At 71.4% G+C, this 26,077-nt stretch carries 18 protein-coding genes; 8 read left to right on the top strand and 10 right to left on the bottom strand.

Annotation, left to right across the window (positions count from 1 at the left end):
* Positions 1-22: 22 nt before the first annotated feature.
* Positions 23-682: a glutathione binding-like protein gene (locus WMF39_RS27155; RefSeq protein ID WP_437739389.1), complete on the top strand. Its 660-nt coding sequence runs from the start codon at positions 23-25 to the stop codon at positions 680-682.
* 442 nt (positions 683-1,124) lie between these two features.
* On the top strand, positions 1,125-2,795 hold the full coding sequence (locus WMF39_RS27150) for a hypothetical protein (RefSeq protein WP_437739388.1): 1,671 nt from the start codon (positions 1,125-1,127) through the stop codon (positions 2,793-2,795).
* A 68-nt stretch (positions 2,796-2,863) separates the two neighbouring features.
* Here WMF39_RS27150 and WMF39_RS27145 read toward each other — a convergent pair whose 3' ends face one another.
* Both WMF39_RS27145 and WMF39_RS27140 read right to left on the bottom strand, forming a co-directional pair.
* Positions 2,864-4,027, bottom strand: coding sequence for a PAS domain-containing protein (locus WMF39_RS27145; protein ID WP_437739387.1), 1,164 nt, complete (start codon positions 4,025-4,027; stop codon positions 2,864-2,866).
* 227 nt (positions 4,028-4,254) lie between these two features.
* Positions 4,255-5,118, bottom strand: a complete 864-nt coding sequence (locus tag WMF39_RS27140) for a hypothetical protein (RefSeq protein WP_437739386.1) — start codon at positions 5,116-5,118, stop codon at positions 4,255-4,257.
* Between the two features lie 147 nt (positions 5,119-5,265).
* On the opposite strand from WMF39_RS27140, the gene WMF39_RS27135 reads away from it, so the two are divergent.
* On the top strand, positions 5,266-6,168 hold the full coding sequence (locus WMF39_RS27135) for a nucleoside hydrolase (RefSeq protein WP_437739385.1): 903 nt from the start codon (positions 5,266-5,268) through the stop codon (positions 6,166-6,168).
* 19 nt (positions 6,169-6,187) lie between these two features.
* On the opposite strand, the gene WMF39_RS27130 is transcribed toward WMF39_RS27135, so the two are convergent.
* A complete protein-coding gene (locus tag WMF39_RS27130; protein ID WP_437739384.1) occupies positions 6,188-6,889 on the bottom strand; it encodes a transcriptional regulator in 702 nt (233 codons plus the stop codon).
* Between the two features lie 167 nt (positions 6,890-7,056).
* Between WMF39_RS27130 and WMF39_RS27125 the strand changes: the two genes are divergently transcribed.
* Positions 7,057-7,227: a hypothetical protein gene (locus WMF39_RS27125; RefSeq protein ID WP_437739383.1), complete on the top strand. Its 171-nt coding sequence runs from the start codon at positions 7,057-7,059 to the stop codon at positions 7,225-7,227.
* Here WMF39_RS27125 and WMF39_RS27120 read toward each other — a convergent pair.
* The 5 genes from WMF39_RS27120 to WMF39_RS27100 form a co-directional block, all read right to left on the bottom strand.
* The gene (locus tag WMF39_RS27120) at positions 7,224-7,511 is read right to left on the bottom strand and encodes an SPFH domain-containing protein (protein ID WP_437739382.1); all 288 of its coding nucleotides are present in this window, start codon (positions 7,509-7,511) and stop codon (positions 7,224-7,226) included. The two genes, WMF39_RS27125 and WMF39_RS27120, sit on opposite strands and share 4 nt — an antisense overlap.
* A 272-nt stretch (positions 7,512-7,783) precedes the next feature.
* On the bottom strand, positions 7,784-8,551 hold the full coding sequence (locus tag WMF39_RS27115; RefSeq protein ID WP_437739381.1) for a phosphotransferase: 768 nt from the start codon (positions 8,549-8,551) through the stop codon (positions 7,784-7,786).
* A 90-nt stretch (positions 8,552-8,641) separates the two neighbouring features.
* Positions 8,642-10,651: a PAS domain-containing hybrid sensor histidine kinase/response regulator gene (locus tag WMF39_RS27110; protein WP_437739380.1), complete on the bottom strand. Its 2,010-nt coding sequence runs from the start codon at positions 10,649-10,651 to the stop codon at positions 8,642-8,644.
* The gene (locus tag WMF39_RS27105; RefSeq protein WP_437739379.1) at positions 10,641-11,771 is read right to left on the bottom strand and encodes a hybrid sensor histidine kinase/response regulator; all 1,131 of its coding nucleotides are present in this window, start codon (positions 11,769-11,771) and stop codon (positions 10,641-10,643) included. Before WMF39_RS27105 ends, WMF39_RS27110 begins: the two co-directional genes overlap by 11 nt.
* 144 nt (positions 11,772-11,915) lie before the next feature.
* Complete coding sequence (locus tag WMF39_RS27100; protein ID WP_437739378.1) at positions 11,916-12,278, bottom strand: response regulator; 363 nt, start codon at positions 12,276-12,278, stop codon at positions 11,916-11,918.
* Between the two features lie 13 nt (positions 12,279-12,291).
* Here WMF39_RS27100 and WMF39_RS27095 point away from each other — a divergent pair, with 13 nt between their 5' ends.
* Positions 12,292-12,543 (top strand): Hsp20/alpha crystallin family protein, encoded by a 252-nt coding sequence (locus WMF39_RS27095; protein WP_437739377.1) that lies wholly within the window; start codon positions 12,292-12,294, stop codon positions 12,541-12,543.
* A gap of 25 nt (positions 12,544-12,568) precedes the next feature.
* Here WMF39_RS27095 and WMF39_RS27090 read toward each other — a convergent pair whose 3' ends face one another.
* Entirely contained in the window at positions 12,569-13,423 is an 855-nt protein-coding gene (locus tag WMF39_RS27090; RefSeq protein WP_437739376.1) for a hypothetical protein, read from the bottom strand.
* A gap of 285 nt (positions 13,424-13,708) precedes the next feature.
* On the opposite strand from WMF39_RS27090, the gene WMF39_RS27085 reads away from it, so the two are divergent.
* From WMF39_RS27085 to WMF39_RS27075, 3 genes are read left to right on the top strand one after another with little or no spacing between them, the layout of a single operon-like run.
* Complete coding sequence (locus WMF39_RS27085; protein ID WP_437739375.1) at positions 13,709-15,430, top strand: serine/threonine-protein kinase; 1,722 nt, start codon at positions 13,709-13,711, stop codon at positions 15,428-15,430.
* Positions 15,427-18,216 (top strand): FG-GAP repeat domain-containing protein, encoded by a 2,790-nt coding sequence (locus WMF39_RS27080; RefSeq protein WP_437739374.1) that lies wholly within the window; start codon positions 15,427-15,429, stop codon positions 18,214-18,216. Before WMF39_RS27085 ends, WMF39_RS27080 begins: the two co-directional genes overlap by 4 nt.
* Positions 18,213-19,463, top strand: coding sequence for a PEGA domain-containing protein (locus tag WMF39_RS27075; protein ID WP_437739373.1), 1,251 nt, complete (start codon positions 18,213-18,215; stop codon positions 19,461-19,463). The genes WMF39_RS27080 and WMF39_RS27075 overlap by 4 nt, the downstream gene beginning before the upstream one ends.
* A 163-nt stretch (positions 19,464-19,626) precedes the next feature.
* On the opposite strand, the gene WMF39_RS27070 is transcribed toward WMF39_RS27075, so the two are convergent.
* Positions 19,627-25,977: a DUF4215 domain-containing protein gene (locus WMF39_RS27070; protein WP_437748035.1), complete on the bottom strand. Its 6,351-nt coding sequence runs from the start codon at positions 25,975-25,977 to the stop codon at positions 19,627-19,629.
* Positions 25,978-26,077 lie beyond the last annotated feature (100 nt).

Below are 26,077 nucleotides of genomic sequence, written 5' to 3'. Positions count from 1 at the left end.
TGGGCGCCGTCAGGAGGTTTTCATGAAGCTCTATTTCGCTCCGCTCGCATGTTCTCTCGCCACGCGCATCGCCTTCTACGAGGCCGGCGCGGAGGCTTCGTATGTGGAGGTCGATCTCAAAACGAAGCGGACCGAGGGGGGCGCCGACTACCGTGCGATCCACCCGCTCGGGTTCGTCCCCGCGCTCGAGATCGAAGGAGGCGAGATCCTCGCCGAGAACGCGGCGATCCTTCAGCTCGTGGCGGATCGGTTCCCGAAGGCGGAGCTCGCGCCGCGGGATCCGCTCGGCCGGGCGCGCCTCCAGCAGTGGCTCGGCTTCATCGGGAGCGAGCTCCACAAGGCGGTCTACATGCCGCTCCTGGACAAGACGGCCTCGGCCGAGGTCAAGGCCCATGCGCTGGCCGGGGCAGCGCACCGCCTCGGCTGGGTGGCCGATCGGCTCGAAGGGCGGGAGTTCCTGCTCGATCGCTTCTCGGTCGCCGACGCGTACCTCTTCGCGGTGCTCAACTGGTCCGTTGTCACGCCGATCGACCTGAAGTCCTGGCCGGTGCTCGCCGCGTACCATGCGCGCCTCCACGGACGCCCGAGCGTGGCGCGCGCCTTCGCCGAGGAGCGGGAGGGCTACTTCCGGGAGCAAGCGCGGCACGCGAAGGCCGTCGACGCGCCGGCGCCGAGCATCTGACCCGAGCGGAGCGCGCCCGGCGCGCCCGGCGGCGGGCGCGCTGGTCACGCCGCGATCGCGGACCGGGACCGGGGCGACGATGCGTGCGACGCGAGCCGACAGAGCGGACGGAATGCGAGAGGAGGCGATAGCCGGCGACGGGCGATGAGGCGATGAAACGCGGCGAGGGGAGGACCGGAGGATTCGATGAATGATGGGACGGGGCGGCGCAACCAAGGCATCGGCGCATGGGCGCATGGCCGGCCGACGACTGACGGCCGATGACTGACGGCCGATGACCGACGGCCGATGGCCGGCCAATGGCCGGCCGATGACCGACGGCCGACGGCCGATGCTCAATGACCGACGGTCAATGACCGCATGGCCGACGGACGCGCGACGTCATGGCGCCCCCCGCGAATCCAGCTTTTCACGCGCGACCGGCTCTGATACGAGAGTCATTATGAGACACTTGCGACAACTCTTCGTATGTTCGGTCCTGGCCATTGCTGCGATCCCGGTCGGCTGCACGGCGGACGCGCCGGAGGACGCCGAGCAGGAGTCCGAGGTCGGCTCGCTCAGCCTGGCCCTCGTCGGGAACAGCTCCTCGGGCGCGACGTACCGCCTGTCCCAAGCGTGGTTCGATATCTACGGCCCGACGGCGCGGACCATCTACGGAGGTGGCGACACGCCGGCGCTCACGGAGGTGCTGCCGGTCGGCGGTTATAACGTGACGCTCCAGCCAGGCTGGGTCCTCGAGCGGTGGACCGGCGGCGGTTACCAGCCCGTCTCGGCGTCCCTCACGTCGGCGAACCCGACGTGGGTCTACATCGGCGAAGGTATGACGTCGACGGTGGCGTTCCAGTTCCGGGCCGATGGCGACGTCATCTCGGTCGGGCACGGGAGGCTCGACATCGTCATCGGGGTCGACGACACGACGCCGCCGCGCGAGGACACCGATGTGGCGTGCAGCAACGGTTACGATGATGATGGCGACGGCCGCCCGGATTGCTCCGATCCGGACTGCCAGTCGCAGCCGTTCTGCGGGCCGCTCGGCGAGGACACCGATTGGGAGTGCAGCAACGGCTACGACGACGACATGGACGGCCTCGCGGATTGCTCCGATCCGGACTGCCAGTGGTATCCCTTCTGCGCGCCGGTGCGAGAGGACACCGATTGGGCCTGCAGCAACGGCGCCGATGACGACATGGACGGCCTCGCGGATTGCGCCGATCCGGAATGCCAGTTGTATCCGTTCTGCTCGCCGTGGCGCGAGGACACCGATTGGGCGTGCAGCAACGGCGTCGATGACGACGGGGACGGCCTCGCGGATTGCGCCGATCCGGAGTGCCAGTGGATGCCGTACTGCATGCCGGTGCGCGAGGACACCGACTGGACGTGCAGCAACGGCGCCGACGACGACGGGGACGGTCTCGTGGATTGCTCCGATGCGGACTGCCAGTCACAGCCGTACTGCATGCCGTGGCGCGAGGACACCGATTGGGCCTGCAGCAACGGCTCCGATGACGATGCGGACGGTCTCACGGATTGCTCCGATCCGGACTGCGGGTGGTTGCCCGTCTGCGCGATGCCGGGCCTCGTCATCGAGGACTTCGAGGACGGCGATTTCCTCTTCTCCGCGCCGTACGCGGGCAGCGCCCCGCCGTTCACGGGGCCGTGGGTGACGTACGACGACGGGACCGTCCCGCCGGTCGACCTGTTGCCCGCTCCGGGGCCTTTCAGCTCGACGGCGCTCGCGGCGTTCTCCCCGGGGGTGCCGACCGCGTCGGGCGCTGGCGTGGCGCTGTCCTTCGAGATGTCGCCCGTCGATGTGTCGCCGTTCCAGGGCATCCGCTTCCACATCCGTGGCCAGGGCACGCAGGTTCGCTTCGACGTCGGCACGCTCCTTACGACGCCTGAGGGCGGGCTCTGCTCGGCTTGCTACGACAGCCACGGTATCGACCTCTGGGTCGGACCGGAGTGGGTCACCGTGGAGCTGCGCTGGTGGGATCTGATCCAGCAGGGGTGGGGCACGCTGGTGCCGTTCGAGCCGTGGAGCGTCATGAACCTGAACTGGCGCACGCCCGTGGGACAGCCGCTGCGCATCGAGATCGACGACGTCCAGCTGTTCTGAGCTCGGGCGCCCAGGGAGCAGCGCCAGCGCTGGTGCTGCTCCCGGGTGCCTCCTCCTCCGCTGTCGTGTCAGGCGACGTCGCGGGTGGGCGGCGCCGGGCGGGCGGTCAAACGCCGCATGCAGTGCATCAGGCCGGCCCGCAGGTTGGCCTTGGTCACGATGGCGCTGAGGTCGAGCCCCAGCGCCACCATCGTCTGCGCGACCGTCGGGCGGATGCCGCAGATGATCCCCTCGGCGCCGAGCAGCTGGATGGCCCGCACGAGCTTGATCAGGTGATCGGCGACCTTCGTGTCCACCATCTGCACGCCGGTGAGGTCCAGGACCGCGAAGCGCGCGCCGCGGCTCGAGATCGCCTCGAGCAAGCTCTCCATCGCGTCGGCCGTCCTCGCGCTGTCGACGACGCCGATCATGGGCAGCGCCAGCACGCCGTCCCATACCTCGATGATCGGCGCCGCGAGCTCCCGGATGACCCGCTGCTGCGCCTCGATCACGTCGAGCTTCGTCTGGAGGGACTGCTGCGCGCGCTGCCCCTCCGTCACGTCGAGCGAGAACCCGACGACGGTGCTGACGTGCCCCTCTTCCTCCGCGAGGGGGACCATCCAGCTCTCCCATACACAGCCGTGCGCCTCGGCCAGCCCGTGCACCGGGTCGCCGGCCAGCGCGCGCCTGACGGCGCCCCTGGCGTCGTCGTAGAGGTCAAAGATGTTCGCGCCGACGAGCTGTCCAGGTTGATGGCCGACGGCCTCCAGCCCCTTGCCTTCATGGTAGAGATACGTTCCGTCGGTATCGACGGCCCACATCGCTATCGGAAGAGCGTTGATCAAGGCGCGGAGCATCCTGTCCCGTGCCCTCAGCTCGGTCAGCTCGTCGAGCGCGCCGTCGCCGACCGGCGCGTCACGGAACGAGCCGTAGACCAGCCCATCCGAGCGCGCGCCGCGCACGACGCAGGCGAGCGGTTTGTAGCTGCGCTCCGCGCTCATGACGCGGCCGTGGACGTGAATGGGGGCCGTGCTCTCGCGCACTTGCTCCCACCTTCTGGTGAGCGCGCCGCGGTCCTCCGGGTGGAAGAGATCGGTCAACGGGGTTCCTTGCGCGAGCGCGGGCCCGATCGTCTGGCCCAGCGCGTCGCTCCATCGCAGCAGCGCGCCGTCGCCTCCGGCGACGAACAGCATCTCCGTGGAGTGTGCAATAAAGTCATCCAGCGAGCTCAGTGCTCCGTTTGCGTCAGCCATCGTATTCCCCTCCGCAACCGGACAGGCATACCGGGATTGCGCATGACAAGGTAGATCGATGACCGCACGCGAATAGTAGGGTGCAATCCGCGACGCGCACGAAGGCATGGCCTTACTCCAATCGTCGGAACGCACGAGGGGGACATACCGCCTCAGGCGACGCTCGCCGCGCGAACTCCGGCGATCTGTACGACCGGTACGTACCGGTTCGTCCGCGTCGGAGCGGCTCAGCCGCCGGCGCCGGCGCCGGCGTCGCGGGTAGGAATGCCGAGCAGATAGAGCTTCTTCGCTCTCCCGCCGAGCACTCCCTTCTCCCATCGGTAATCTTCGTCCCGGAGCCCGCTCAACAGCTCATCGAGGTCATCGAGCGTGTAGGTCCTCGCGTTCGAGACCGCCCCGTCCCATGCGAAGCACAGCGGGATGATCGGAACGATATAGGTGAAGACGAGCTGCCGCAGGGTCATGGGCCTCGCCAGGGGTGTGATGAGGAGGCACATCACGAAGTTGATCGGGAGGGCGAGCCACCCGAGGAACAGCGGATGACTGTTGTCGCTGATCTCGAATATACAGATGGGCTGCCTGCTCCTCTGGGCCGACTCCAGTATCTTCCTCGCGTCGTCCGGCCTCATGTGATGAAAGCTGCTGACCATGGTTCTGAGACCCCGGAGACCCGTGAGACCCCGGAGACCCGCGAGACCCGCGACACCCGTGGAACCAGCCACTTCGCCGTCGATCTTCGTGGCGTCCACCGGGCTCGTCCGGTAGGATACGTTGCTCCCTTCCTGGTTGTTGATGAGCTCCGCCGCTTCCATGCTCGGGTACAGGTCCGTGAGCGTCAGTTGGATGCCCTCGAACCCGGGCTTCTCGCGCAGGGTCCGCACGACGTCGATCATCGGCCCGCCGCTCCCGGAGCAGAGGTCGACGATGTTCGATGTGTTCGACTCCTTCAATGCTCTGGCGATCAGCTCGACCAGCGCCTCGCGCGTGCCCAGCGCCCTGTGCATGACCACGATGAGGCGTGTCATGCAGGCCCGTAGCCACCCGGGAAACCAGCTGAAATCCTCTATCTCGAACAGGTGTATGCGTTTCATTCGCTCCTCGGGGTCGTGCGGCCTGACCGCGCGCGGCTGCGCGGGTCGAGCGCTGGCTCCGGCGGGCGGCCGGTCGTCTCTCCGGCTGCCCGCTCGGATCGAGTCTATTCAATTTTGCTCTGCGGCGCGATGGCATGGAGGTGCGGCGTGAAGCGCATGATCTTCGAGATGGAGACCGCGGACCCGGATGATTTCATGACGCTGCTCTGGCTCGCCGATCACCCCGACGTCGAGCTGCGCGGCGTGCTCGTCACGCCCGGCTCCGAGGATCAGTGCCGGCTGGTCCGCTGGGGGCTGGATCGCTGCGGGCGGGCGGAGGTCCCGATCGGCGCGCTGCACGGCCCCGCGTGGTGGGCGACGAGCGAGGGCAAGAAGGCGCGGGTCTCCGGCTTCCACCAGGCGTGCTACGGCCCCGGCATCCTGGAGCACCCGGTCGGCGAGGTCGCGGGCGGCCCCGCGCTGCTCGCCGAGCTGCTCCGCGAGCCGGACGCCACGGTGCTCGTCGGGGCCGCGCCCAAGAACATCGGCAAGGCGTTCAAGGATGTCCCCGGGCTCCGGCTCGCTCGCTGGGTCCAGCAAGGCGGCTTCGCGGGCGACAACCTGGTCGCCGAGCCGCTCGAGAAGTTCCGCGGGCGCCTCACCTGCCCGAGCTATAACCCCGGCGGCGCGCCCCGGGAGACGCTCGCGCTGCTCGCCTCACCGCAGATCGGAGAGCGCAGGTTCGTCTCGAAGAACGTATGTCACGGGGTCGTCTATACCGAGGCCATGCGCGAGGCGCTGAACCGCCGGGTCTCCGGGCGATCGCCGCGGAGCGGCCTGACGAGGATGATCGACGCGCTCGATCGGTACCTGGCAGACAAGGGCGTGGGCAAGGCGATGCACGATCTCGTGGCGGCCGCCTGCGCGCTCGACGAGCGCGTCTGCGACTTCGTCGAGGTCGAGATCTACCGCGAGAAGGGCGAATGGGGGGCGCGCGCCATGAAGGGCACGAACACGCGGATCTCGGTCGGGTTCCACGAGGAGCGCTTCCTCGACGTGCTCGCGCGCTGAGCCGCCGGCGGAGCCCGCCTCACCGGGCTGCGCAGGTCTTGCGGAGGGCGCGCGCCCTGTCGATGCACGCGGCGAGGGCGTCCTCGGGCGGCTCGTCCGGGCACGCGGCCTCGAAGGCGCGGATGGCGTCGCGGAGGCCCCCCGCGCCGCCGGCGCCGAGATCGAGCTTGTGCTTGCGATCCTCGTCGTCGTCGTCGTCGCCGCCGACGAGCAGGAGCGTCCCGACGACCGCCCCCACGACGACGACGCCCGTGACGACGCCCGCGACGATCACGCCCGTCTTGCCCTCCACGTCCGGCGGCTCCGCGTCCGGGACCGACGGCGTGCCCGCCGGGATCGGCGGGGCCTCGATGCCCGCGGCGAGCGCGGTGGTGGCGATGCCGCCCGCGAGCCCCAGGCCGCCGATGACGAGGCTCGACAGCGTGAGCGCGCTCGGCCCCGCGTCCGCGCGCGCGCTCACGCTGGCGGAGAGGCGCACCTGCGCCGCGTTGCACGCGGCGTACGCGTCGAGGCGGTGGATCTCGAGCGATGCGCGGGGCGCGGTCTCGGGCGGCAGCTTCGCGGCGAGGATGATGTCGTCCGCCGATCGCCGGAACGTGAGAGGTGCGAGCGGCTCGGGGGCGGCCGCGGGCGGCGTGGAGGCCTTGCCGCAGCCGGCCAGTCCACACGCGATGAGCAAGAGCGTCGTGCAGGAGAGGGCATGATCGCGCCTTTGGGTCATACAGCCACGCTACGCCGATCGAGCGCGGTCTCGTCGAGCGAAATTGGCCTCGTCGCAGATCGGAACGACCGCCGGCGAGCGGGCTGAGCCTGGATGACAACGTGGTGTGATCGACGCGCCGAGGAGAGGAAGGTGCGATATGCGCAGGCCTCGCGACCGCCCTGAACGTGAGCTCCACCGCGTGTGTTAAGATACCATCCCTGGCGGCCGGCCTCGCGTTCCGCGCGGAGGAGCGCTTCGTGGGGCTCGCCGAGCGCGATCCAGACGCCGCCGTGCGGGCGGTGGCCCGCCGCGCTCTCGGGTCGCTCGATGGCCCGTCGGGGGTCGACGGTGGCTAGGACTTCCGCTCGCCGCCGTCGCAGAGCATCCCCTCGGGCTTGAGCCCCTGGATACGGAGCGCCTCGGCGTCCTTGCGCGCCTGGATCACCTTGGCCTCGGCGCGCCGCTCGGTCTCGAGCACCTGATTCATGATCTCGCGGAGGTTGCCGGGGAAGACGAGGTCCTTCACGTCGGCGCGGACGATCTCCACGCCGTAGCGGGCGGCGGTGCCCTTCACGTCGTCGCGCACGGCGTCCGAGATCTCGTTCCGGTCGCTGAGGATCGCCTCCTTCGTCTTGCTCATGGCCGGTGGCAGGGGAGGGGACGAGAGGATGGGATCTCGACGGGGACGCGGGCGCGGAGAGAGCGCCGGCGCCTACACGCTGGCGATATGCAGTACGGGCCTGGGAGGACGACGGCTTCTGATCTCTTGGAAGGAGACCGATCGCCCCAGCCCGCCACGGCCAGGTGGGCGCCGACGGCGGCAGCATACGCTGCCCGTGAAGCAGCGCAAAGGCCTGGCCTTCGCGCCCGGCTCCCTCGGGTCCCTCGAAGGCCGGCGGGTGCGTCGGCCCCTCACGGGGTGAACGCCCGCAGCAGCCGATCACGCTGCGCCCGCAGGTTGCGGATGTCGTCTTCGTACAGCGCAGGGTGCCCGGCCGCGATGTGCGCCTGGGATGCGACGTCGCCGGCCGCAGCCCGCGCGCGCATGGACGCGAGCAGCGCCGCGAGCCGGTCGGCCACGGTGTCGAGCAACAGGGGCCCTGGCGCGAGGCCATAGGCGCGGCAGAACTGCGCTGCGTGCCGCGCCTGGTCCTCGGGGCTGCCGGCGCTGTCCGGGTTGCTCGGCGCGTGTAGCGGCGCGAAACGGTAGACCGCGTACGCCACGTCCCAGAGGCGCGGGCCCGGATGAGCGGTATCGAAATCGATGAAGCCGACGACCCGGCGGCCGCGGACGACACAGTTGTAGGGCGCGAGGTCGCCGTGACAGATCACCTCGGCAGGCGAGCGGGGCGGGAGCTGCCACCGATCGTCCGGCCCCGGGACGAACGTCGCGCTCGCGTCGTGGAAGCGTCGCAGCAGGGTAGCGGCGGACGACAGGAGCTCGGGAGTGCGCAGCTCGGCCGGGAGCGGGTTGTGCACGTCGCCATCGAGGTACGACAGCACCTCGTTCCCCTCGTCGTCGTATCCGAGCGGCTCCGGCGCCGCGTCGAAGCCCGCCGCCCGGAGGTGCCGCAGCAACCGGTGGACGGCAGGCGCCGCCGACGTCGCGGGCCGGTGCACCCTGTCGCCGCGCCGGCGCACGGTGTTCACGCCGCCCTTGAATACCGTGTCGTCGATCATGTGGAGCCCTCTTCGCTGCGGATCCTGTCTATCGCGCGTTCGTCGCAGAGCGGCGCGTCCGGGCGCATGGCGTGAGCGCGCCTCGGCGCGCTACGGCCGGAGGAGGAGCTGCTCGAGGACGGTGGTCAGCTCGTCGACCCTCACCGGCTTGGTCAGGTACCGATAGAACCCGGCCTGCTCGGCGCGGTGGGTATCCCGGGCCATCGCCGCCGCGCTGAGCGCGATCACGGGGATGTCGCGCGTCTCCGGCCACTCCTCGAGCTTGCGCATGGCCTCGTAGCCGCTCATCCCGGGGAGGTTGATATCCATGATGACGACCTCGGGCTGCCGCGAGCGCGCGAGCTCGATGCCGATCTCGGCGTTCGGCGCGGTGATCAGGTGGACGCGCTCGAACTCCGAGATGAGCTCCTCCATGAACGCGATGTTCGACGGGTTGTCTTCGACGTACAGGACCGAATGGCGGACGCCGCCGGGCCCGGCGAGCGGCGACGCCTCCAGGCGCGCATCCGGCTGCGCCGGGGCGGCGACCGCCGGCGGCTCCTGGTGCGCCGGGAGCTCGATCCAGAACTCGGACCCTTCACCCGGTATGCTGGCGAAGCCGACGCCGCCGCCCATGAGCTCCGCGAGCCGCTTCGTGATGGCGAGGCCGATCCCGGTCCCCTCGATCGGCCCCGTCTCCTGGCCGGCGCGCTGGAAGGGCTGAAAGATCTTCGCGTGCTGCTCCTGGGGGATGCCGATGCCGTTGTCGATCACGCAGATCTTCACGACCCCGTCCTCGGGCATCGACACCGCGATCGTGGCGCGGCCCCCCCTGCGGCCGTACTTGATCGCGTTCGAGCCGTAGTTCATGAGGATCTGCGCGAAGCGCGTGCGATCCGCCGTGATCTTCGGGAGCTCCGCGGGGAGGGGCGCGAGCGCGATCTCGATCCCGGCGCGCCGGGCCATCGGGTCGAGCGTCGCCTTCACCTCGACCAGCACCTCGGGGACGTTCACCGGCTCGATCGACACCGTGACGCGGCCCGCCTCGATGCGCGAGAGATCCAGGATGTCGTCGATGAGCTTGAGCAGGTGCTCGCCGCCCTTGAGGACGTGCTCTATCCGCTCCTTCTGGCGATCGGTGAGCGGCGTCTTCCTGTCGCGGTGCAAGAGCTGCGCGAATCCGAGGATCGCGTTGAGCGGCGTGCGGAGCTCGTGGCTCATCGAGGCGAGGAACTCGCTCTTCGCGGAGCTCGCGGCCTCGGCGATGCCTCGCGCCTTGCGCAGCTCCTCCTCGCGATGCACGTCGCCGGTCATGTCCCAGAGGGTGCATACCGTCCCGCCCTCGGCCGTGCGGCGCTCGGTCGCGCGCAGGCTGCGCCCGTCGCTCGTGCAGAGATCCAGCGTGCCATCCGGCTCCGCGTGGTAGGCGAGCATCCTTTCGCGGAAGGCGGCCGGAGGCTCGCCGCCGAGGGCGAACAGCCCCGCGGCGAGGCCCTCACCGACGATCTCGTCATAGCTCCGCCCGATCATGGGGCCGTTCACCCGCGCGCCGAGCCAGTGCCGGTATACGCTGTTGCAGAGCGCGAGCCGGTCCTGCGCGTCGAACACGGCGAACGCGCCCTGGAAGCTCTCCACCGCGCTCCGCAGGAGGTCGCTCGTGCGTTGCGCCACGGCCTCCAGGCGCTTGCGGTCGCTGATGTCGCGGATGGCGCTCGAGAAGAGCGTGCCCCCCTCGGTCGTCAGCGGGCTGAGGCTGATCTCGACCGGGAACTCGCTGCCGTCCCTCCGGCGGCCGAACAGCTCCAGCTCCGACCCCATGGGGCGCGCCCTGGGCGCGGCGATGAACGCCGAGCGGTTCGCGACATGAGACCGCTGGAATCGCTCCGGGAGCAGGATCTCGATCGCCTGCCCGATGAGCCCGCCGCGCGTGTAACCGAACATCCGCTCGGTCTGGACGTTGACGAACACGATACGTCCGTGCTCGTCGACGACCACCATGGCGTCGGGCGCCGCGTCGATGAGCATGCGGAACGTGCTGTCGTCGAGCTGGCGAGCGCCAGGCCCATGGGGCGCCTGCTCGGGTGCTGACAGGCGTTCGACGGAGGAGATCTCATGTGTCATCGGGGAGCCTCACACAGAACACGGCGCCAGGGGCGTTGTCCTCGATCCGGATGTCGCCGCCGTGCGCCTCGACGGCCATCTTGCAGAACGCGAGCCCCAGGCCGCGGCCGGCGCGGTGGAGGGCCGGAGCGTCGCCTCCGAGCTGGACGAAGCGATCGAACACCTGCGCGCGCATCTCGGCGGGGATGCCCGGCCCCGCGTCCGCGACGCAGATCTCCACGTGAGCGCCGCGCTTCGCGGCGCCCACGGTCACCGCGGTCCCGGCCGGGGCGTGGAGGATCGCGTTCTCGAGGAGGTTCTCGAGCGTGCGGCGGAGCAGGTCCGGGTCGGCCCTGACGGTGGGCACCTCGACGGCCTCGCGCAGCGAGAGCGACCGGGAGCTCGCGCGCAGGTCGAGCGCGGCGAACACCTCGAGGACGAGCGCGCGGAGATCGACGCTCGCTCGCTCGGGGGCGAGCCTCCCCTCCTCGCTCTTGCTGATGTCGAGCAGGTTGTAGATGAGCCGCAGCAGGGCCCGCGCCTGGTCGCGGACGTGCCGCGCGGAGTCGCGCGCCTGCTCCGAGAGCGCTCGGTCCCGGAGCAGGAACTGCGCGTGCAGGTCCATGCTGCTCACCGGGTTCTTCAGATCGTGCACGACGAACGCCATGAGCCGCTCCTTCTGGAGCTGGAGGCGCATCAGCGTGTCGCGCTGGTGCCGGACGAGCTCGACGTGCTCGCGCAGCTCCGCGCCGAGCCGGCGCAGCCTCAGGGCGGCCTGGACCCGCACGAGCAGCTCCGACGGGCGGATCGGCTTCGTCAGGAAGTCGTCGCCGCCGGCGCGCAGCGCGCTGTCGAACGTGTCGACGTCGCGGAGCGCCGTCAAGAAGACGATCGGCGTGCTCGCGCCCTCGGGCAGGCCGCGGATCCGTGCGCACACGGCGAACCCGTCCATCCCCGGCATCCGCACGTCGAGGAGCACGCAATCGGGCTTGTGGCGCTGGAATTGCTCGATTCCCTCCTCGCCCGTGACGGCGAGCACGACCTCGTAGCCATCGTCCTCGAGCGTGGCCTGGGCCAGAGCGCGGTTCTGTTCGTTGTCATCGACGACCAGAACCCTGGATTTGGGCTCGTGCTGTTCCATGCGGCCTCGGCTCCGGGCGCGAGATTACATGAGAGGCAATGACTCTACAACTGCCGTCAGTCCATGCTCGTCCGCTGGACGGGACGCCTCATTTTCCCGTGACGATCTCGACACCGGTCCAGTCGGCAGGAGCGCCGTTGGCCATCAGATGAGCGATGCGCTGCTGATAGACATGGGCGGCTTTGTCGGCAGGGACAGGTGCGTCGTCACGCGGGTCAGCAGCTCATCATGCTGAAAGGGCTTGGTCACGTAATCGACGCCCCCGACCTCGAAGCCCATGATCTCGTGGGCCGTGTCCGTGAGGCTGGTCATGAAGATGACGGGAATGTCCCGGGTGGCCGGGTTGTCCTTCAGCCGGCGACAGACCTCGAAGCCGTTCACGTTCGGCATCATGACGTCGAGCAGGATGAGATCGGGGCTCTCGCGGCGGAGCAGCGCCAGCGCGCTCTCCCCGTCCTCCGCCGTGAGCGCGTCGATCCCGGCAACATCGAGGTGCTCGACGAGCACCTGTCGGCTGGCCGTGAGCGGGAAGCGCGAGGAGGAGAGACGCGAGGAGAAGGAGACGTATTTCTCGTGCGAGCGCTCCTATGGCAGCTTCAGCCGGAGCTTCACCTTGCCTGCGGGCGTCGACGCCGAGAGGGCGACGGCTGCTCTGAAGGACGGGGGCCTGACCGTCACCGTGCCCAAGACGCCGGAGACGCAGCCGAGGCGGATCCCGGTGCAGGCCCCTGCGCCGACTGCTGGAAGAGAGCAGGGGACGAAGGCGTCCTGAGCGGACCACGAGACAAGGCCGCTGCTCAAGAACGTCGTGTCGGCCATAACCATGCTGAGGCCGTCCTCCGCCGTTCCAGGCGCGTCGGGGTGCAATCGCGCGTAGGCCTGGGGGACGCATTCGCCCTGCGCAGCGCCAGCGCCGCGAGCAGCGCGCACAGCCACGCGAGTCCATAGGCGGCCGCCGGGGACAACCACGCGAGCCCCACGTAGAGCGCCGCGAAGAACGAGGCGAAGCCGAGCAGGCCGCGCACGAAGCCCGCGAGAAGGGCCACCGTGGCGGCCGCGCCGTGCCGGGGCAGGGTGAAGCACGGCAGGACGTTGCCGGTGATCGGGATCGCGAGCAGCAGGCCGCTCACGCCCGCCGGCGCGGCGCCAGCGCTGCGCACGATGCACCAGGCCATGGCCATCGCCGCGACCACCCGGCAGGCGAGCTCTACGCGCGGAATGGTCACCGCCGCGGGCGGCTCGCGCAGGCGCGGCAAGGCGAGCGCGCCCATGGCAGGCGACAAAAGCGCCGCGGCGCACGCCAGCGGCGGGGGCAACCGCAGCGCGAGCAGCGCCGCCCCCACCGACAGGAAGGCCGCGTTGGCGGCGAGCAGCGCCACACCCCAGCGCCGCCCCCACCGCGCACACCAGGCGAAGGTGAGCACATGAACGATCGTGGCCGGGAGGCACACCAGCGTCGCGAGCGCGATCGCGCCCGCGTGGGCGGGCGTCTCCTGCAGGAGCACGAAGCCCATGATCGGTCCCACGATCATCGGCAGCCCGGCGATCGTGCCGCCCACCGCGTGGCCGAAGCGGCGCGCCGCCAGCGAGGAGAGCAGCACCGACGCGCCCACAAGCGCGAGCTTCAGCAGCACGAGGGCCCGTGCCTCCATCGATCGCGCCGCACGGCATGCATGGCTCGCGGGGCCCTGTAGGGCAACACCCCATGTGAGACAATGCCAGAGGCTCTCCTGCTCGGCGCAGCGAGGTGGTCAAACCTCCGGCGCGCGCCTCGCGCCGCGCGGGGCGGCGAGGACGGGCCTCGACGCGGCGCCGAAGGGACGCTTCACGCTGCGCCCGCCCGCCGGAGGCCGGAGCACAGAGCGCTCGCCGGTTTGCGACGCTCGGGGGCTCTGGGCTGCGCCAGGCTCCCCGTGTACGCTCTCCGTGGTTTCCTCATGTCGACATGCCCTACGTGCCGAACCGAGCATGCGGACGGCGTTGCTGCCTGCGCGACGAACGCCGAGACGCTCGCGGCGGAGCCCGCGCCGCCCGGCGCCGATCCAGAGCTCGCGCCGGGAACGCCGGTCGGCGAGTACCGCGTCGAGGCCAAGATCGGGGCAGGGGGCTTCGGCACGGTCTACCGCGCGATCCACCCCGTCATCGGCAAGGCGGCGGCCATCAAGGTCCTGAGCCGCCAGTGCTCCGCGAACCCGCAGCTCGTCTCCCGCTTCGTCGCGGAGGCGCGGGCCGTGAACCAGATCAGGCACCGCAACATCATCGACATCTTCTCGTTCGGCGCCATCGAGGACGGCCGGCACTACTACGTGATGGAGCTGCTCGAGGGGATGACCCTCGACGCCTACCGCCGCAAGCGCGGGCGCCTCCCGCCCGCCGAGGCGCTGCCCATCCTCGTCAAGATCGCGCGCGCGCTCGACGCAGCGCACGCGGCGGGCATCGCGCACCGTGACCTCAAGCCCGAGAACGTGTTCCTGGTCTTCGACGAGGACGGCGCGATCTTCCCGAAGCTGCTCGACTTCGGCATCGCCAAGCTGCTCGGCGAGTCCTCGAGCGCCGTGCACAAGACGCGGACGGGGCACCTGATCGGGACGCCGCTCTACATGTCCCCCGAGCAGTGCCGCGGCAAGAACGTCGATCACCGGACGGACATCTACTCGTTCGGGATCCTCGCGCACGAGCTGCTCGCCGGCGCGCCGCCGTTCGACGGCGAGAACGCGTTCGACCTCCTGATCAAGCACACGTCGGAGGCGGCGCCCCCTGTGTCGACCGTGGCGACGCACCTCTCGCCGGCGCTCGACGCGCCGCTCCTGCGGATGCTCGAGAAGGAGCCCGCGAGCCGCCCGGCGTCGCTGATCGAGGCGACCGCGGCGCTCGTGGAGGCCGCGCGCGGCGCGGGGTACGAGCTGCCCGGTGGCCTTCTGCGGGCGAGCGACGCCGCCGTCGGGCGAGGCGCCGGCGAGGCCGCCGCGCGGCGCCGCGCGCGCGGCGCCGCCGTGGAGGCGCTGGACGCTGGGCTCGCGCCGACGCAGCGCGGCCCCGCCGCGGAAGCGAGCTCGGGGCTGCACGGGAACGAGACGTTGCTGCAGGGATCGCTGCCGAGCAACCTGGAGAGCACGCCGGCCACGGCGTCGCGGCGGAGGGCGGCGCTCACGGCGGTCGCCGTCCTCGGCGTCGGCGCGGCCGCGGCGCTCACGCTGCACCTCGGGCACAGCGAGCCGGGGGCCGACGCCCCGCGCGCGCCCGCGTCGGCCGCGGAGATGCCGAGGACGGAGGCCGCGCTGGTCGCGCCGGTCCTGCCGGCTTCCGCCGTCGCCGCTGCCACGCCGGAGTCGGACGCGCCGTCTCCGCCGCTGGAGGCGACCGCCGCAGCCGCGGCGAGCGCCGACGCGGCGCCGCCCGACGTCGAGCTCCGGATCCAGGCGACGCCGAAGGAGCTCGAGGTGTGGAGCGAGGGCAAGCTCGTCGGCAAGGCGCCGGGGCCGCTGCGCCTGCCGCGCGGGCGCGCCGTGACGCTCACCTTCAAGGCGCCCGGGTACCAGGAGCAGGCGCAGGAGGTCCCGGCCGAAGCGGACGGCGCGATCGCCGTGTCGTTGAAGAGGGCGGCGTCGACCGCGAGGGGCGCCGTCAGGAAGGGCGACCTGGAAAACCCGTTCCAGTGAGCATGCGCGCGCGGCCCGGCTTCAGGCGATACGTGCGCGCGATCGGGGGGGCCGCGGCGCTGCTCGTCGCGGCCGCCGGCTCCGCCGGGTGCGTGGAGCTCGGCGAGATCTCCCCGGGCGTGTGCGGCAACGGCGTCATCGAGCCGTCGCGCAACGAGGACTGCGACTGCTTCGAGGCGCGCGAGCCCTGCGAGGTGAAGACGCAGGACGCGCAGGGCGCGACCTCGACGACCTGGTGCAACCCGCGCGGAAGCGAGAACGAGTGCCGCTTCGTGTGCAACGACGTGGACCTCATGTGCCCGAGCGGGTGGGGCTGCGGGGTCGACGGCGTGTGCCGCGTCTCCACGGGCAATTTCAAGCCGCTCGGCGCCGCGCTGCCGCTCGGCGCGCAGCGGCTGATCACGGGTGATCTCGACGGCGACGGCCGCGGCGACCTCGTGGGCGTCGGCTCGACGAGCCTCGAGGCGCTCTATTTCGATGCGAACAGCACCGTGGGGACCCAGGTGTCGATCCCCTCGGCAGGGGACACGCCCGCGCTCGCGCGCCTCACCGACGACGAGACGACGGACATCGCGCTCAGCGTGGGGCCTGGCGTGGCGATCCTGAGCGGCGAGCCGGGCCGCACGTTCGCGCCGGTCCCCGTGCTCGCGTCGGTGTTTCGCCTGGGCTTGCTGCTCGGCGCGGCGTCCGAGACGACGACCCTCCGCGGCGCGCGGCTCTTGCCCGTCGGCAGCACGCGCGAGGACGGACAGACGTGGGTCGCCCTGGTCGTCGGGACCGACACGCGTGGGGCGGCGCCGGAGGATGTCATCGCCGTCGTGCAGGGGGCGGAGAGCGGCCGGCTGTCGTTCATCGATCGGCAGCGCGGGCTGCGCGACGTCGCCGGTCCGCTCGCGAGCGCGGAGCTCGGCGGCGGCCCGCTCCACGAGGTGGTCGTCGCCCTCGCGGACGACTCGGCCGTGCACATCTACTCGCCGGACGACGGCGCGCACACCGCGGTGGAGCTCCCGGCGGGCGCGCGGATCGCGGGCGCGGCCTTCCTCCGGGACGTGAGCGGCGACGGCGTCCTCGATCTGCTCGTGGGCGCCACGTGCGCGCAGCCTGACCCCCGCTTGCCCGCGGGCGCGCCTTGCTACGAGCTCGACGTCGCGGAGGGCGCAGGCGGCGGCGCGTTCGGCGGCATGGCGCCGTACGGCGATCTCTCGTACCCGGCGGGCGACATGAGCTCCGGGCGCTTGCCCGGCTTCGGGGCCCCCGTCGCGATCGGCGATCTCAACGGCGACGGGGTGATCGACATCGTGGACCCCGACGCCGTGAGGCTCGGAAACGCCCGGCCGTCTCCTCCCTACCAGGTCGAGTTCGACCGGCTCGCGCCGGCGAACGGCCGGCGCTGGACCAGCGCGGTGATCGCAGACCTGACCGGCAACGGCGCGCCCGACGTCGTCGTCGGCTCCGCCGACGCGACGGATCTGACGTTCTTCAACGGCGTCCCCGGCGCGCAGGCCTCCGATTTCAAGCTCAACGAGCTCAAGATCCCGACGCTGGGCAACGTCTCGAGCTTCGTCGTGGGCGACTTCGACGGCGATCTCCTGCCGGACCTCTCGTTCGCCGAGAGCGCCGGGAGCTCGCTGTCGAGCGCGGAGCACCCGACGCTGGCCGTCTGCTTCGGCCGGTACATGAAGGCGCCGGAGCCGCCGGTGCGGCTCGGCGCCTTCGAGGGGCTCCTCGACATCGCGGCGGTGCGGCTTCCAGAGCCGGACGACGCCGTGGACGACATCAGCGTGCTCTTCTCGCACGGCGGCGACGTCGCGTTCAGCCTCATCGAGGGCAGCAGCTCGCGGTCGCTGCTGCCGCCGTTGCCGCTCGTCCGCTCGGGCGACGTGCGGCAGGCAGGCGAGCTGCGCGCCGTGAGGAGCATCGCCGGCCGCTTCGGGGGCGATCGGGCGGAGGTCGCCTCGCTGACGATCGCTCCTCCGAGCCCTGGCTCCTCCCGGGGCTCGGCCGAGCTCTGGCTCTTGCCGGCGGTCGACTCGGGCGCCATCGCCATGGTCGACGAGGCCAAGCACCGCGTCTCGCTCCCCGCGGAGCTCGTTCCCTCCCGGGAGCCCGCGTGGGCGCTGGATGGGGTCGCCGTCGATCTCGACGGCGATGGAACCGATGAGCTCGTCCTCTCGCTGCCGATCGAGGTCGAGGAGGAAGACGCGGCAGCGGAGCCGGGGACGCCGGCCCTGGCCGGCGCGGTCACCCTCGTGCGCCGCGGCGCGAGCGGCGCCTTCGAGGCGCCGGAGGCGGCCTTCTCGCCCGCGCCTCACACGCTGTACGGGGGGCTCCGCGCCGGCGACATGGACGGCGACGGCCACGCGGACGTCGTGGGCGTCGCGTACGAGCTGGCGCCAGGGACGCGAACGATCACGGCGAGCCGGCTCGCCGTCTTCTGGAACACGGGCGAGGGGGCGCTCGACGCGCCGATCGAGCTCGAGGTACCCGACCCCAGCCTCGAGGACCTGGCGAGCGAGGTCACCAGCGCCGACTTCGCCCGCGTCGACGACGGGATGGGAAGGTCGCTCGTCGTGCTCACGCGCAGCGCGGCCTACGCGCTCGACGTGTGCGGCGACGGCGCGGCGGGCTGCCATGATCTCGGCCAGCACCAGCTCCGCAAGCTGGACGGCATCCCCGGCGGCTCCGCGATCGCGACGTGCGACGTCCTCGGCGATGGGGTCGACGATCTCGCGGTGCTCAGCGACGGCGCGCTCCGCGTCCACGAAGGAGTCCCGAACCGCCGATGAAGACCTCGCTGTGCGTCGTGCTCATGGCCTTCGCGGCGACCGCGCTCGCGCCGAGCGCGGCCTCGGCGGAGGAGGACATCGAGCAGGCGAAGGCGCTCTACAACGCCGGCGCCCAGGCCTACGCCGCGACACGGTACCGCGATGCGGTGCAGTCGTTCGAGGCGGCGTACAGGAAGGCGCCGCGCCCTGCCCTCCTGTTCTCGCTGGCCCAGGCCTACCGGCGCCTGTACGTGGTCGAGCAGAGCCCCGAGGCGCTGCGGGCCGCCGTCGCGAACTACCGGCGCTATCTGGAGCAGGTCCCGCAGGGCGGGCGCCGCGCGGACGCGACCGAGGCCCTGAGCGAGCTCGGGGTGATCGCCGCGCGCCTCGAGGCGAGCGCTCCGTCGTCGCCCGCCGCGCCCGAGGCGGCGCCGCCCGACGTCAGGCCGCGGACCCGCATCAACGTCACCTCGCCGACAGCGGGGGCTCGCGTATCCATCGACGGCGGCGCGCTGGCCGACGTGCCGCTGATGGCCGAGGTGCAGCCGGGCAAGCACCGGATCAAGATCACGGCCGACGGCCACATCGACGAGCTGCGCGAGGTGGTCGCGATCGAGGGGGACATCCTCGGGATCGACCGGGAGCTGCGCGAGCGGCCGGCGCTCCTCCAGGTGAAGGCCCCCGTCGGCGCGCAGGTCACTCTGGACGGGCGCTTCGTCGGCACGACGCCGCTGCCGCTCCTCCAGGTCGCCCCGGGCAAGCGGTTCTTCGTCGCCACGAAGAACGGCCACGGGCCGTTCTCTCGCGAGCTGTCGCTTCGCCGCGGCGAGCGCCTCGTCATCGAGGTGGGCCTCACGAGCTCCTTCCAGCGGAAGATGTCCTATGGCCTCGTCGCGGTGGGGATCCTGTCCGCCGGCGTCGGCGTGCTGACGCTGGCCTCGGGCCTCGAGGAAGAGGACCAGGCGCGCGAGATCGCCGAGAAGCGCGCGGAGCAGGGGATCTCGGAAAAGGAGCTGGGCGACTACCGGGATCACCTCGACACGCGCGACGAGCTCGCGAACGCGACCGTCGGCCTGTTCGGCACGGCCGCGGCGTTCGCCCTCGGCGGCTTCGTGTTCTACGCGTTCGACACGCCGAACCCGCCGCCGCTGCCCGCGCGCACGGACCCCGCGCCCGCGCGCACGGGCGGCCCGTTGCTCGAGCTCTCGGCCGCGCCGATCCTCGGGCCTGGGCTCGGCGGGGCGGGGCTCGTCGGCCGGTTCTGGTGAAGGCACCGCAGAGCCCCGGGCCGCCGAGGGCGGCCATCGCGAGCTAGCGGCGGTATCTGGGAAGGAGGTCGACCCGAGCGACGCGCCGTGCGGCGCCGGGGTGGCGGGCCCGCGGGGGAGGCGTCGAACGACGCCTTCGCCCCGCGCGCCCGCCTTCGCTCGATCAGTTGGGGAACCCGTCGAACTGGCAGGTCAGGCTGCAGCCGTCGCCGCCCGTGCGGTTGCCGTCGTCGCACGCCTCGTAGACGCTCTGCACCTTGCCGTCGCCGCAGTACGGGCCGTAGACGCAGCCCGGCGCGCACTTGCCGTAGCCGCCGGTGTTGTTGCCGTCGCCGTCGTCGCACTGCTCCGGACCGTTGCGGATGCCGTCGCCGCAGCGCGGGCCGAGCTGGCAGCGCGGGCCGCACTGGCCGTAGCCGCCGTCGTTCTTGCCGTCGTCGCACTGCTCGCCGGGCTGGACCACGCCGTCGCCGCACTGCCCGCCGACGCGGCAGTTGTTGCTGCAGCCCGTGGCCTCGTTCGGGGGATCGCACTGCTCGCCCCACTCCTCGTCGACGCGGCGGTCACCGCACTTCGCCGCCGGGCTGCAGTCGGGCATGCAGCTCCCGTAGAAGCCGTCGTTCACGCCGTCGTCGCAGGTCTCGGCGCCGTTGACGCGGCCGTCGCCGCAGTACGGCCCGTACTGGCAGAGGGCATCGCACCCGTTGTATTCGCCGCTGTTCTCGCCCTCGCCGAGATCGCAGTCCTCCTCCGCGGGCTGGACGATGCCGTCACCGCAGCGCGGCCCGAAGATGCACGAGGGCCCGCACTTGCCGTACTCGCCGTCGTTGATCCCGTCGTCGCACTCCTCGCCGAACTGCGGCTGGATCACCCCGTCGCCGCAGTGCGCGCCGAGCCGGCAGCTCACGCAGTTCGGGTCGGTCGCGCTGTCGCACTCCTCGCCCCAGTCGGCGTCGACGCGGTTGTCGCCGCACCTCGGCGCCGGCGTGCAAGCCGGCGCGCAGGTGCCGTAGGTGCCGTCGTTCACGCCGTCGTCGCACGCCTCGGCGCCGTTCCTGATGCCGTCGCCGCAGTACGGCCCGTAGTCGCAGGTCGCGGTGCACCCGCCGTACCCGCCGGTGTTCTGCCCGCTGCCGAGATCGCAGTCCTCCTCGGTGGGCTGGACGATGCCGTCGCCGCAGCGCGGCCCGTAGAGGCACGAGAGCCCGCACTGGCCGTACCCGCCGTCGTTGACGCCGTCGTCGCACTCCTCGCCGAGGTTCGGCTGGGTGATCCCGTTGCCGCATTGCGCGGGGAGCCGGCAGCTCACGCAGTTCGGGTCAGCCGCGTTGTCGCACTCCTCGCCCCACTCGGTGTCGACGCGGTTGTCACCGCACCTCGGCGCCGGCGTGCAGCTCGGGTTGCAGGTGCCGTACGCGCCGTCGTTTACGCCGTCATCGCACCCCTCGGCGCCGTTCCTGATGCCGTCGCCGCAGTACGGACCGTAGTTGCAGGAGGCGGTGCACCCGCCGTACCCGCCGGTGTTCTGCGCGCTACCGAGGTCGCAGCGCTCTTCGTCGGGCTGGACGATGCCGTCGCCGCAGCGCGGCCCGTAGAGGCACGAGAGCCCGCACTGGCCGTAGCCGCCGTCGTTGACGCCGTCGTCGCACTCCTCGCCGAGGTCCGTCTGCGTGATCCCGTTGCCGCATTGCGGGGGGAGCTGGCAGCTCAGGCAGTTCGGGTCGGCCGCGTTGTCGCACTCCTCGCCCCACTCGGCGTCGACGCGGTTGTCGCCGCACCTCGGGGCCGCCGTGCAGTTCGCGTTGCAGGTGCCGTAAGCGCCGTCGTTCACGCCGTCGTCGCACCCCTCGGCGCCGTTCCTGATGCCGTCGCCGCAGTACGGACCGTAGTTGCAGGTCGCGGTGCACCCGCCGTACCCGCCGGTGTTCAGCGCGCTGCCGAGGTCGCAGCGCTCTTCGTCGGGCTGGACGATGCCGTCGCCGCAGCGCGGCCCGTAGAGGCACGAGAGCCCGCACTGGCCGTAGCTGCCGTCGTTGACGCCGTCGTCGCACTCCTCGCCGAGGTCCCGCTGCGTGGCCCCGTCGCCGCAGTGCTCGCCGCGCTGGCAGCGCACGCAGTTCGGATCGGTCGCGCTGTCGCACTCCTCGCCCCAGTCGGCGTCGACGCGGTCGTCGCCGCACATCGGCGCGGGCGTGCAGTTCGGGTTGCAGGTGCCGTAGAAGCCGTCGTTGACGCCGTCATCGCACCCCTCGGTGCCGTTCCTCCTGCCGTCGCCGCAGTACGGCCCGATCTGGCACTCGCGCGTGCAGCCGCCGTAGCCGTTCGTCGTGTTGCCGGAGCCGAGATCACACGCCTCGTACGGCGCGTTGACCGCGCCGTCGCCGCACCGGGGCGGGGCCACGCACCCCGGCGCGCAGGCGTTCGAGGCGTTGGCGTACGTGCTGTTGTTGACCCCGTTGTCGCAGGTCTCCATGCCGTTCCTCTGGCCGTCGCCGCAGTACGGCCCGAGCTGGCAGTTGTTGCACTGGCCGTAGCCCGTCCCGTTCTCGCTGCCGTCGTCGCACTCCTCGCCCGGCGTCACGACCGGCGGGTCGACCCCGCACTGCGGCGAGCACACCGACGTGCCGGCGCTGAAGCCCGACAGCGTGAGCTGGTAGTTCGACCCGGTGACGTGGCGCTCGGCCTGGAACACCGCGATCTCGTAGACCTTGCCCGGCTCGAGGTTCAGGTCGACCTCGTACGTGGTGCCGCGGTCCGTGCAGCCGGCAGCGGCGGTGCACGGGGTCACGCGCGCGTCGCCATTATCAAGGATGGTCACGCTCTCCTGGAGCTGCCCGTGGATGCCGCCGATGTCCGCGGTCAGCGTGTTCTTGATGAACACCCAGACGTCGTCGTCACCGAAGAAGGTGAGCACCGGATCGGCCGCGGCGCCGTTCGGCGTGAACTGGAACCAGTACCGGACCTCGCTCGTGAAGTAGAAGTTGTGCCCGGCGTCACGCGCCCGCTCCAGCCCGGCGGAGACCAGGTTATTGAGCACGGGATCGCCATTCGGCGGGGTGCGGTCCACGGGCCAGAACGGGTTCCGCTGGTACACGTACCTGCCGGCCTGCGGGGTCAGCTCGATGGTGGTAACGAGCGTCCTGTTGTACGTCGGGTTGTCCCGGTACCACCACTGGAAGTTGTCCTGCCCCGTGGTCCAGCCGTTCGCATCGCTCGGCGTGGCGAAGCTGGGGCCGAACCTGCTCACGGGCTTGCCGGCAGAGTCGAGCGTCGGCTGGACGATCCTGTCGATCTGATTGCCGCTGGGGTTGATCTCGAAATCGAAGTGCCCGATGAGGCCGTCGTTCAGGTTGGCGTCGCAGTCGGCGTTGCTGAGGCTGCGGTTGTAGCTGTTGGGGCCGTCCGGACACCATCCGATGAAGTCGCGGATGACCATCGGCAGCCGCATCTCGCTGGGCTGAACGGCGCATGTGTAGCCCGGCTCGATCGTGCACGTCGCGGAGCAGCCGTCGCCGCTCGCGGTGTTGCCGTCGTCGCACGCCTCGGTGGCGTCGCCGGGCAGGAGCATGCCGTCGCCGCACTTCGAGATGCACGCGCCGCCGCTGCAGTTCGGCTCGCCCTTGCAGTCCGGCGTGCAGCCGTCGCGCCAGTTGCCGTTGCCGTCGTCGCAGGCCTCGGTGCCCTCGCGGATGGCGTTGCCGCAGACGGAGAAGCCCGTGCAGTCCTGGGGCTCTTCGTTGTCGCAGACGCTTCCCGGCTCGATCCGGCAGGTCTCGTCGCAGCCGTCGTCCGAGAAGGGATTGCCGTCGTCGCACTGCTCGGCGCCGTTCTTGAACCCGTCGCCGCAGACGGTCTTGCAGGGGAACCCGACGCGCGAGCAATCCCACCCGTCCTCGATCGTCTGGCAATCGGCGCTGCAGCCGTCGCCGCTCGCCGGGGGCTGCTTCCCGTCGTCGCACACCTCGGTGCCGCCGATCTTGCCGTCGCCGCACACGGGCGGCGGCGGCGGGTTGCAGCGCCCGCCCGCCGGCGGGCACGTCCAGCCGACCTCGATCTTGCACTGCGCGGTGCAGCCGTCGCCGCCGACAGGGTTTTCCCCGCCGCCGTCGTCGCACTGCTCGCCGAGCTGCACCGTGCCGTCGCCGCAATAGGTCCTCACGGTGCAGGGCTGGCCGGGCTTGCAGATCCAGCCCTCCTCGAGCCGGCAATCCGCCGTGCAGCCGTCGCCCGACGCGGAGTCGCCGTCGTCGCACTCCTCGCCGTTGTTCACCCGGCCATCGCCGCACTGGTAGACGAGGACGCAGGCCCTGCCCGGCTCGGGGCACACGTACGCCGGGTCCACCGTCTTGCAATCGGCGCTGCAGCCGTCGCCGCCCGCGGTGTTGCCGTCGTCGCAGAGCTCGCCGGGGTTCACGGCGCCATCGCCGCACCGGAACAGGAGCACGCAGGGCTGGCCCGGGGTCGGGCAGCTGTAGAAGGACTCCTGCCGGCACAGGCTCGAGCAGCCGTCGCCGCCCGCGGTGTTGCCGTCATCGCACTGCTCGCCGGTCTCCTTGAGGCCGTTGCCGCAGGCCGGCAGCCGCGTGCACGGCTGGCCCGGCCGGCTGCACTGATACCCCGGCTCGCGCATGCAGTCCGCGCTGCAGCCGTCGCCGGACGCAGGCGGGGAGTCGCCGTCCTCGCACTGCTCGCCGTCGTTCACGCGGCCGTCGCCGCACCAGTAGTTGATGGTGCAGGGCTGACCCGGCGTGGTGCACGTGTAGATCGGGTCCACCCCGCTGCAGTCGGCGCTGCAGCCGTCGCCACCCACGGCGTTGCCGTCGTCGCAGACCTCGCCCGGGCTGAGCACGCCGTCGCCGCACCGGATCAAGAACTCGCAGGGCTGGCCCGGGGTCGGGCAGCTGTAGAAGGACTCCTGCCGGCACAGGCTCGAGCAGCCGTCGCCGCCCGCGGTGTTGCCGTCATCGCACTGCTCGCCGGTCTCCTTGAGGCCGTTGCCGCAGGCCGGCGGCCGGGTGCACGGCTGGCCGGGGCGGCTGCACTGATACCCCTCCTCGCGCATGCAGCTCGCGCTGCAGCCGTCGCCGCTCCGGGTGTTCCCGTCCTCGCACTGCTCGCCCTCGTTCACGCGGCCGTCACCGCACCAGTAGAGGCGGGTGCAGGGCTGACCCGGCCTGGGGCACGTGTAGATCGGGTCCACCGCGCTGCAGTCGGCGCTGCAGCCGTCGCCGCCCACCGTATTGCCGTCGTCGCAGACCTCGCCCGGGTTGATCGCGCCGTCGCCGCACCAGTAGAGGAGGGTGCAGGGCCGCCCCGGCGTCGGGCAGGTGTAGAAGGACTCCTGCCGGCACAGGTTCGAGCAGCCGTCGCCGCTCGCGGTGTTGCCGTCGTCGCACTGCTCGCCGCTCTCCAGGGCGCCGTTGCCGCAGACCGGCAGGAGCTCGCACGGCTGCCCGGGCCGCGAGCACACGAAGCCGGGCTCGCGCATGCAGGTCGCGCTGCAGCCGTCGCCGGAGGCGGGCGGGTCGTCGCCGTCCTCGCACTGCTCGCCGTTGTTCACGCGCCCGTCGCCGCAGCGATAGAGGAGGATGCAGGGCTTCCCCGGCTCGGAGCACGCGTAAAGCGGGTCCAGCGTCTTGCAGTCGGCGCTGCAGCCGTCGCCGCCCTGAGCGTTGCCGTCGTCGCAGATCTCGCCCGGATCCACCGCGCCGTCGCCGCACCGGATCAGGAGCTCGCACGGCTGTCCCGGCGTCGTGCAGACGTAGAAGGACTCCTGTCGGCAGAGGCTCGAACAGCCGTCGCCGCTCGCGGCGTTGCCGTCGTCGCAGAGCTCGCCGGCCTCCTTGACCCCGTTGCCGCAGACCGGCAGGCGCTCGCACGGCTGCCCGGGCTTCGGGCACACGAAGCCCGCCTCCCGCTTGCAGTCCGCGGCGCAGCCGTCGCCGGGTGTCTCGTTGCGGTCGTCGCACTCCTCGGAGCCGTTCACGCGGCCATCGCCGCAGTCGTAGAGCAGCGTGCACGCCTCGCCCGGCCTCGGACAGACGTACGAGGGATCGACGAAGATGCAGTCTGCGCTGCAGCCGTCGCCGTCTGCGGTGTTGCCGTCGTCGCAGAACTCGCCCGGATCGACCACGCCATCGCCGCAGGCGATGGTCAGCACGCACGGCTCGCCTGGCGTCGGACATGCACAGTAAGGCTCGATCTCGCACAGACCGGAACAGCAATCGCCGGGCAGGCTGTTGCCGTCGTCGCACGCCTCGCTGGCCTGGTTGATCTCGCCGTCGCCGCAGGCGGGCTCCTGGGGCAAGAGGCACTCGGGGGGCGGGTCGTCGACGGCGCAGGGATCGGGCCCGCCGCCGCTTCCGCCGCCGCCGGAGGCGACGCCCGAGCCGAAGTCACTGCCACCGCCGCCGTCGCCGGAGCCGCTGGAGGTCACGCTCCCCGCGCCGCCTACGCCAGGATCGCCCGTGGTGGAGGGCGCGCCCCCTCCACAGGCGGCGACTATGTGCAGCAATCCCACGGCCAAAGCCAGATAAGACGTTCTCAACCTCACGACACACCTCGACGAACACGAGCGGCTGCGCTCGGGCAGGACCAGGACGAACACGAGCGGC

Origin of the sequence: Sorangium sp. So ce1504, assembly GCF_051521635.1 — a bacterium.
GTDB lineage: Bacteria > Myxococcota_A > Polyangia > Polyangiales > Polyangiaceae > Sorangium > Sorangium cellulosum_B.
This window is presented reverse-complemented; position numbering and strand designations above follow the sequence as displayed.

Excerpts from the sequence above, each read along its gene's own strand:
- WMF39_RS27155 (WP_437739389.1), top strand. The coding sequence starts at position 23 with ATGAAGCTCTATTTCGCTCCGCTCGCATGTTCTCTCGCCACGCGCATC.
- WMF39_RS27150 (WP_437739388.1), top strand. The coding sequence starts at position 1,125 with ATGAGACACTTGCGACAACTCTTCGTATGTTCGGTCCTGGCCATTGCT.
- WMF39_RS27145 (WP_437739387.1), bottom strand. The coding sequence starts at position 4,027 with ATGGCTGACGCAAACGGAGCACTGAGCTCGCTGGATGACTTTATTGCA.
- WMF39_RS27140 (WP_437739386.1), bottom strand. The coding sequence starts at position 5,118 with ATGAAACGCATACACCTGTTCGAGATAGAGGATTTCAGCTGGTTTCCC.
- WMF39_RS27130 (WP_437739384.1), bottom strand. The coding sequence starts at position 6,889 with ATGACCCAAAGGCGCGATCATGCCCTCTCCTGCACGACGCTCTTGCTC.
- WMF39_RS27120 (WP_437739382.1), bottom strand. The coding sequence starts at position 7,511 with ATGAGCAAGACGAAGGAGGCGATCCTCAGCGACCGGAACGAGATCTCG.
- WMF39_RS27115 (WP_437739381.1), bottom strand. The coding sequence starts at position 8,551 with ATGATCGACGACACGGTATTCAAGGGCGGCGTGAACACCGTGCGCCGG.
- WMF39_RS27110 (WP_437739380.1), bottom strand. The coding sequence starts at position 10,651 with ATGACACATGAGATCTCCTCCGTCGAACGCCTGTCAGCACCCGAGCAG.
- WMF39_RS27105 (WP_437739379.1), bottom strand. The coding sequence starts at position 11,771 with ATGGAACAGCACGAGCCCAAATCCAGGGTTCTGGTCGTCGATGACAAC.
- WMF39_RS27090 (WP_437739376.1), bottom strand. The coding sequence starts at position 13,423 with ATGGAGGCACGGGCCCTCGTGCTGCTGAAGCTCGCGCTTGTGGGCGCG.
- WMF39_RS27085 (WP_437739375.1), top strand. The coding sequence starts at position 13,709 with ATGTCGACATGCCCTACGTGCCGAACCGAGCATGCGGACGGCGTTGCT.
- WMF39_RS27075 (WP_437739373.1), top strand. The coding sequence starts at position 18,213 with ATGAAGACCTCGCTGTGCGTCGTGCTCATGGCCTTCGCGGCGACCGCG.